At 48.0% G+C, this 8,248-nt stretch carries 4 protein-coding genes and 1 pseudogene; all 5 read right to left on the bottom strand.

The window, feature by feature from the left end; translation table 11 throughout:
• A partial coding sequence (locus QZ209_RS08400) for a retention module-containing protein (protein ID WP_294346902.1) occupies positions 1-1,216 on the bottom strand: 1,216 nt, incomplete at its 3' end.
• Between the two features lie 552 nt (positions 1,217-1,768).
• A complete protein-coding gene (locus QZ209_RS08395) occupies positions 1,769-3,187 on the bottom strand; it encodes an HlyD family type I secretion periplasmic adaptor subunit (RefSeq protein WP_294346900.1) in 1,419 nt (472 codons plus the stop codon).
• Positions 3,184-5,361 (bottom strand): type I secretion system permease/ATPase, encoded by a 2,178-nt coding sequence (locus QZ209_RS08390; RefSeq protein ID WP_294346897.1) that lies wholly within the window; start codon positions 5,359-5,361, stop codon positions 3,184-3,186. Before QZ209_RS08390 ends, QZ209_RS08395 begins: the two co-directional genes overlap by 4 nt.
• Positions 5,362-5,669: 308 nt before the next feature.
• Positions 5,670-7,058: a TolC family outer membrane protein gene (locus QZ209_RS08385; protein WP_294346895.1), complete on the bottom strand. Its 1,389-nt coding sequence runs from the start codon at positions 7,056-7,058 to the stop codon at positions 5,670-5,672.
• Positions 7,059-7,153: 95 nt separating this feature from the next.
• Positions 7,154-8,248 (bottom strand): annotated as a pseudogene (locus tag QZ209_RS08380) (hypothetical protein); the annotation flags it as partial.

Below are 8,248 nucleotides of genomic sequence, written 5' to 3'. Positions count from 1 at the left end.
GATCCGCACCGATCGAAAACAAACCCGACACGCTGCTCGACCACACACCGTTGTTACCGTCACCATCACCATCGATGCCCGCAACATCGTCACTGTCATCATTACCCCCCGGTAACGACTCTTCTTCCACATAACCCTCTTCGACCGCATCTTCAGCAACCGGAATATCGTCGATAACAGTCACATCAAAACTCGAAGAAGCAGAATCCCCATCATTATCCTCAGCGGTAAAGTTGAATGTCAGTACCAGCTGATTTTCGCCATCGGCTTCAGGATGATCGAGCTGCCCAAGAAGGAAAAATGTGTATGATTGGTTTCCATCCTCCGATGTAGGATCGTTTATAACGACTTCAAAAACTTTCTGCTCCTGGGCTGGAACACCGTCTGGAGAAAGATCACCGGTATACCCGATAAGAGTATAACCATCAGGCGAAACATAATATTTCACCTCTTCACCTGCTGACTCAAGACCCACAGGAGGAATATTACCGTCAAAAAACGTATTGACTCCCTCATTTCCCGGAATCACATCAAGAGAGCCTCTATCTAACGGCTCCTGAGACTGGTCATTACCGTTTGGCGACAAATCATCTTCATCGATAAGCGTGTTCTCAGGGTTTCCGATTTCCGGTTCAGTATCGGTACGCTTTCTCACCTCGAACTCCCTGAACAACCTTATGACAGCTTCCCGTTCTATAGGATCAACCGGAGCCACTGTGAACTCGATTCGTGGATTATGTGTCGCACGACCTTCAAAATATGGATCTGGATTTCCGGTTCTTCCGTTCAGCGTTGATTCATAGGTGCCTACAATTGAAACAAAACGGTAATCCGGAGCATCGAGCGCTTCTTGAAGACGTTCAATACGAATAAATCCGTGAGGATAATCGGATTGCTCCCCGACAACCTGGCTGCTATCCTGTCCCTCTTTGGCGTCTATTGTGTTTTCTCTGGCATCCTCATCGGTTTTTTCTGCAGAGTCTTTTTCCTGCTTCTTCCCGGAAAGATCTTCAACCATATTGACAGTCTGGCTTTCCCTGACATAAAGAACCTCACCGTCGATAAGCCGAAGCTCTACGCTACCATCACTTTTTGTCAGAACAACATCCCCTTCATATACCGTATCACCAGGTTTCAGGAGACGAATTTCACCATTTAGAGAACGTACATAAACAGTACCGGTTACAGTAAGTACAGTTGCAATGGGCTTATCCATATTATCCTCCACTTGAAAAAAACTTTTCAGTTCAGTTTTTCTACCAAGAGTTGCAAACACAGAATCGAAGGGATCTTGTAACAATCTTTATCGAGAAAAGACGTACTCTCTTCACTGTGGTTATAACACCGCGAAATATGTAATCGAAAAACAACGGAAATCAGGGGGCACCGAGAACCGGAGGGATAACAAACCGGCCCACCGTATTATTGCGCACATATGTAAACACGCTATCCCTACAGTTATACTGTAAAAATGGCACATACCAATACTACGCTACAAAAAAACTACAGCAGGAAAACCTGTACAGCTTATGTGGTAATGATGAAAAGGCCTGTAAAAACAACCTTTTCCCTGTACAACTCATGATAAGACTTAGCCTGGACAAATATACTACCTTCTGTCCTTCGTATTTTATAAAAGAACATAAAGAAAAGATACCATAGAACAGAATCCTAGCAAAATAGGAATTGAAACATTGCAATTTTGCATATAAAAACAGTATACATGAGCATCGAGACAATACAATACCATGTATCCACAATTCACGGTCTATCTCTCTTTCATTGCATTCGATGTTGCCCGAAGAATGGGTTTCAGCAAATACGTCAACACTGTTCGTTTGCCGGTCATGATATCGACTTGAGCCATCATACCAGGAATCACAGGAAGTCCCTCTTTTATCGCTGTCACAGGAGTTTTGACTCGCACAAGATAAAATGTATGCCCTTCTTCATCACTGACCGTGTCAGCGCTTATATGGTATACTTCACCATGCATACCACCGTATATCGTAAACTCGTATGCGGTAAGCTTCACCAATGCCTGTTGTCCAGGATGAAGAAAGGCGATATCCTTGGGAGAAATTTTCACTTCCACCTCAAGACTGTCTCCAAGCGGCACGATATCGGCCACCCTGCCTCCCGGCTTGACAACTCCTCCAATCGTATTGATGTATACTCTCTGAACGGTCCCGCGGACAGGCGCCCTGATTTCCGTACGCTCAACAAGGTCGGCAAGTCCTTTGGTCCCCTGGCTCAAACTGGCAATCCTTCCAAGTACCAACTCCAGCTCTTTTCGCCATTCATTTCGACTTTTGAGCTCAACTTCCTTCACTTTTTCCTTAGCCTCGTCAAGCATGCGTTCGAGGGTTGCTTTTCTTGCCAGTGCTGCATCTCTCTCGCCCCTGGCATTGGCTACATCACGCCTCAGCCGTATCACTTCGACCTCTGAAACAGCACCACTCGAAAGCAGTGGTGCTGTTTTTGCAAGTTCCTGCGATGCAAGGGCATAGCTTCGCTCAGCCTGCACCAATCGCGCTTCAACCTCTTCAAGCTCATGATGTCTTTGAGAAAGCTGTTCCTTGACAATTGCCATTTGGGCGTTGAACTCTTTCAGACTCTCTTCATAAAGCAACTTTTCATGCTCTACAATTTGTGGAACATCGTTCAACTTCCTTTCTGGCAGTTCTAACGATATACCCTCCGCAAGAGCACGAAGGCGAGCTTCTTTCGCAACGAGGCCAAGCACTTCGTACTCTTTCTCCTGAAAAGAAGATGTAAAACGGGTGGGATCTATCCGCATCAGTATGTCACCGGCTTTCACTTCCTGGCCTTCGTGAACCCTTATCTCTTCCAGAATACCCCCGTCAAGTGATTCGACGACCTGGAGCCGTGAAGAAGGGATCACTTTACCCATCCCTCTTGTTACCTCGTCCAGAGGTGCAACCATTGCCCAGAAAAGAAAAAGCAAAACAGTAATTCCCATTATTTTCAGCACCGCACGTGCTCTGACCGGCTCTTGCTGCATTTTTGCCCACTCGGCATCTTCCGTCCAGTCAGCCCGCTCCTCCTCTTCCATGGGAATCCACCGGTCAAAGAAACGGTCAACAAAAACACGCCCCTTGTCACCCATCTCCCGGATGAACCCCCCAAGTCGTTCAAATCCATCTTTTGTCCGGGGATCGATCATGTTTCCACTCTCCTGATCTGCCCTTTCTTCAAAGCGTCGAGAACTTTCTCCTTAGGACCATCGGCAACCACTTTTCCTCCATCCATAACAATAATTCTGTCAACAAGATTGAGAAGTGATGTCCGATGAGTGACGATCAATACGGTTTTTTGGCGAACATATTGCTCGAAACGCGTTTTAAAAATGCCTTCCGTCGTGTTATCCATTTGCGACGTAGGCTCGTCGAAGAGCAGAATCGAAGGATCGTTGATCACAGCCCTGGCAATAACCACCCCCTGCCGCTGGCCACCCGAAAGAAACTCACCTCGCTCACCGACCTGCATGTTGAATCCATGAGGGTGTTTGTCGACAAATTGGTCAAGTGTTCCTATTGATGCCGCCCGTAAAACCTCCTGGTCACTTGCCTGAGGATATCCCAGCGTGATGTTATCACGAAGTGAACCAAAAAAAAGCATGGCTTCCTGCGAAACATAGCCGATATGGTTACGCAGTTCCATAGGATCGACCTGACGAATATCAATGCCGTCGATAAACACCGTTCCACTTTTCGGCTGATAAAGCCCAGCAATCAAACGCTCGATGGTTGTTTTTCCGGAACCGATTCGTCCCAGTATGGCAACATGTTCACCTTGCCGAATTCGGAACGAAACTCCTGAAAGAGCCTCCCGCTCCTGATTCGGATAAGCAAAATGCACATCTCGAAACTCGATATTACCCTGACAAGATTTTCGCGAAACAAAACCGACATCAACCGGGCGTTCAACCGGCAGTTCCATAATCGTGTTCAATGAAGTCAGCGACGTTTCAGCTTGATGGTATTGCACCAGCAAAGCCGCACTTTGACTGACCGGAGACATCACCCGTGATGTCAGTATATACACCGCAATCAGACCGCCCATCGTGAGGTTGCCGGAAGAAATCAGATAGACACCGACAATGAAACCGAGAATCGATACGATGGTTTGCACCATATACGCCCCGCTCGAGACCGAAGCAGAAAGAAAACGCAGTTGTTCGCCGACCTTGGCCAAACGTGCAACAACCTTTTCCCATCGTGCCTGAAAACTGTTCTCGGCATTGACCGCCTTGATGGTTTCAATGCCCGTCAGCCCCTCGATCAGCGTTGCACTACGTTGCGCACCCACACGATAGGACTGCTCGGTAAGGTCATGCATCTTTCCCTGAACGGTCATTGCGTAGAGAAAAACAGCAGCCACACCGAGCAGAACAGGAATAACCAGTGGCCAGGAAATAAGCGCAATGACAATAATGAACAGCGAGGCAAATGGCAGATCGACAAGAACCGCAATCGTTGAAGAGGTGATGAAGTTTCTGACAAATTCGAAAGCCTGCAGATTCGATGCAAACGAACCCACAGAAGCCGGCTTGTGCTCCAGTCTCAAACCAAGCACTTGCTCCATGATCGATGATGAAAGTTTTACATCAGCCCGGCTTGAAGAGAGGTCGATAAAATAAACCCTCATGAGACGGAGAACTATATCCCCCCCAAGCGCAAGAAGAACCGCCGCCGAAGTCACCCAGAGCGTCTCCACTGCGAGATTCGGCAGCACCCTGTCATAGACATTTCGGATAAACAAGGGCATCGCCAGAGCAAACAGGTTAATCATGACCGCCGCGGCAAGAATATCCTTGTAGAGTGGTTTGTTTTCCTCGATAACGCTCCAGAACCAATGACGGCGCTTCAGGTTGCGAACTTCTGGAGTTCTGCCGTCATAACGAAACTCCGGACGTATATAGATCGCGGTTCCGGTGAATCGTGAATCGATTTCCTCGATTGATAGCTCGACCGGAGCGTCACCTAATTCAGAAAAAGAGACAAACGCTTTTCCTGAATCCACATCGAGTCGATGCAGAACGCAAGCATCGTTCTCTTTCAGGAGAAGTATCACAGGATACAGCGCTGAATTGAGCCCAGCAAGCGGCAAACTGACAATACGACTGCTGAAACCCGCCTTTTTAGCAGCTCGGGTAAAAAGAGAAGGCGTCAATCCCTTGCTATCGAGGGGCAGTCCGGCAACAACAACATCCCGCTCAACAGGCAATTCATGAGACTTCGCTATAACAATCAAGCACTCAACGAGCGGATCATGTGTTTTTTTCCCCTCCTTCGGCAAATTCTGCTGCGTAACTTGAGCGCTTTTCTCCTGCTGCATTCTATTTATCTGCTTATTATACCTTGATCAACAGCAAAACATAACAAAAAAAACGTATAGTAGATTCCTGTTTTCTTGTCTTGTTATAAGCCGTTATGCTGCCAAGCCTGGTATCGGCCCGACAGAAAACCATCCATTACGGACGTACAGCATCTCTGAACAACGGTATTATATATTATATGGACAAAGGGGAGAACAGTGGAAACACGCATATGAAAGTGAGTTTTCCAAGTAAAAAAACAAGGAAAACTCACAAAAATCAAAGCACACGAAACAACATCGATTTCAAAAGTTGGCCAGCCCTGTAATCACTTATCCATTGGGACCGCACTTACCGGTTGTGTCAGCTCGGAGCCAGAAGACGAGGAACCTAGTGCTGCAACGGGAACCGCGCACAACTCGAGATCTTCCTGTGTCGGTAAGTCTTCACGAACCACTCCAATACTTTGCAGCAAACGACCCATGCCGGCCAATGCTCTTGCATCGGCTATCTTCAAGTCATAAAAAGCATTCGTATAAGCCCGGTGAGCCTGGAAGTACTCGTTTTCCGTATCGAGAAGGTCCAGTAATGTTCGCTTTCCGATATTGAACTGATCGCGGTATGCCACACGTACTTTGGCCACATTTTCCCTGTGCTGGTCAAGATACTCGACCTGATATGCCAGCACCGACTTATCGTTATAAGCTATTTCCAACGTTTGACGAACCTCCCTGCGAACTCTTTCACGAATGTCCATCGATCGCAGTTTCTTCATTTTATACTGCTTCACGGCAGCAAGATCAGATCCGCCGTTGAATATGTTGTAGGTCATCAACAACTCAACTGCCGCTTCGCGTTCATAGGCATCTATACCATCTTCGTCCCAGCTCCAGTCATGGTAGGCGCGAATATCGAAGCGTGGATAAAATTTCGACTGCTGCACCCGTACTGCCTGTTCGGAAGCCTCGATATCCGCAAGCGTTGCAAGAAACGACGGGTTCTGCTGATAGGCCAAAGGCAGGGCTTCTCCCACCGTTGAAGGTAACCCTGTAATATCTACAGAGAAATCCTCAACGTGGTCCGGTGGCAACTCTCCGACAATCCTCTGGTAGCGTGCACTGACATCGTGCAGGTTCGATTGCTCCGTCATAAGGTTCGAACTCGCAAGCGCCAGACGTCCCTCGATCTGTTCCAGATTCACCTTGGCCCCCACACCGGACTGTACACGCTTTGATATCTGCTCATAGATTTCCTGGTGATAATCGTAGTTCTGGTGAGCCATGTCCACCAGGTCACGATACCTCATGACATCGGCATAGGCACGAAGACCTTCCAGGCCTGCACTCTCGAGAGACTGCAGAAACTCGAAGTACCTTGCCTGACTCGAACGTTTCACACGGCAGACCTGACTGTTCGTATAAAAACCGTCAAACAACATCTGACGCACCTCCAACCGAATACCTTTGCGCCAGAAATCTTCCGTCCGGCTTCCGTCACGCCAGCGCCATTCGCGGCCAATATCCGCTGTAGCGTCGAGGGTGGGAAAATAACCGCCACGGGCAACACCCTGCTCTTCATAAACGTCCATGAAAGCATGCCAGCTTGCCTGGACTTCAGGGTTTGTGTTGATCGACTTCTCCACCGCTCCGCTCACCGGCTCAGCCTGCAGTTTATCGGGCACTGTACTCAGCAGCAAAGCAACAAATAACAGAAGCATACTACTTCTTCTTCTGGGAGTGTTCATGATATGGTCTCTATTTTTTAAGTTGATGCAATACATAGCTGTAAACTTTTTCTTTCCTGTTGGTTGTCTTACAAGGAAACCGTGATATCCTGATCGACATAAACCGTTGCGCCTCCCCCGGTATACACGTTGAATGCCGTAACGGTTCCGTCGCTATACACATCCGCCGAGGCTGTTCCTGATAACGTAAAACCATCGAACTCGACATAATCGCCACTGTCGCCAAGAATGTAGAGCTCATTATCGGCATCGGTCATATTGAGCACATCCGCTGCGTTGATATTCGTTAAACGATGATCACCGTCATACAGCCTGTAATACGGCATATCTTCGTAACCATACACATCTTCCAGAAAGATAGAATCACTACCTGGTCCGTAGGTTAGATCGATCACCTCGATATTCGACAGGTTGCGATTTGTATTAAAATTGATATCGAGGTCTTTTTCCAGAATCAGGGTATCCAGACCATCCCCGCCGTCAACTGTATCACGGCCGTCATAGATAACCCTGTCATTGCCATCACCACCGTTGACCGTATCGGTAAAGTATGCGCTTGAGACATAACCCCAACTTGTATATGGTTGATAGCCGCCGTCACCATTGAGAATATCGTCACCGGCTCCCCCGTTAAGCGTATCGGCTCCGGTACCTCCTACAAGAAAGTCATCACCGACACCTCCGTTAAGCGTCGAACCAGTTCCATTTACCCCAAAAGAGTCGACTTCATTGATCTGCTCGATGATATCAGTGCCACCAGGAGGAACCAGCGTAACGGTTACCGTTCCGGTGTCACTAACATCGCCATCATTGTCGGCAAACCTGTATTGGAACACATCGTCGACCATTGCTGTAATTCCCTGCGGAGCGGTATACGAGTACTCTCCTGTATCCATATCGACGCTCAGCTCCCCTCCTTCACCGGTTTCGACCATCATGGTATTGGTTGTGGTATCGAAGACGAACGTACCTGTTGAACTGATACTTCCACCGCCTGAAGGATTGTAGGTATAGGTGACTCCACCGATGATGATCGAATGAACATATCCGCCGTCGGCCCCGAACGACCCCTGCAACGTACCGGTAATTGGCACTACATCGAGCGTATCGAGCAACGCCTCTTCAAGATCGTTCGGATCGGTCACGACGATCGGCTCGATCTG

This window comes from Prosthecochloris sp. (genome assembly GCA_015482705.2).
GTDB lineage: Bacteria > Bacteroidota > Chlorobiia > Chlorobiales > Chlorobiaceae > Prosthecochloris.
This window is presented reverse-complemented; position numbering and strand designations above follow the sequence as displayed.

Coding starts and splice junctions, on each gene's coding strand:
- QZ209_RS08390 (WP_294346897.1), bottom strand. CDS start 5,361: ATGCAGCAGGAGAAAAGCGCTCAAGTTACGCAGCAGAATTTGCCGAAG.
- QZ209_RS08395 (WP_294346900.1), bottom strand. CDS start 3,187: ATGATCGATCCCCGGACAAAAGATGGATTTGAACGACTTGGGGGGTTC.
- QZ209_RS08385 (WP_294346895.1), bottom strand. CDS start 7,058: ATGCTTCTGTTATTTGTTGCTTTGCTGCTGAGTACAGTGCCCGATAAA.